General features: G+C 38.4%; 1 protein-coding gene. It reads left to right on the top strand.

Annotated features, from left to right (window positions below):
• Positions 1-237, top strand: a 237-nt coding sequence (locus RMT89_RS45370) for a hypothetical protein (protein WP_315889589.1), incomplete at both ends; no start/stop codon positions are given.

The following is a 237-nucleotide window of genomic DNA, read 5'->3' as shown; positions in this document are numbered from 1 at the left end:
CAAAAAAGGCTTCAAGAAGAACGTTTGTTTCACAGAGTCAATATTAGGCAGGAAGAAATTCATGTTGTGGATGATGATGAAGATATCGAAGATTTTGTCGATGATACAGATGTTGATGAGCAGGAACGTTTTACAATCAACGCTAAATCCTCCAACCTTTGCAACGTGGCTATTTCAGCTTCCAATTCTTGTATTGTTTGTGCTGTAGTAGCACGGTCGGTAAAATCATTCTCTAAC

It is taken from the genome of Streptomyces sp. P17 (assembly GCF_032436805.1).
Lineage (GTDB): Bacteria > Actinomycetota > Actinomycetes > Streptomycetales > Streptomycetaceae > Streptomyces.
The sequence above is the reverse complement of the archived record's forward strand: the minus strand, read 5'-3'. Positions and strand labels throughout refer to the sequence as shown.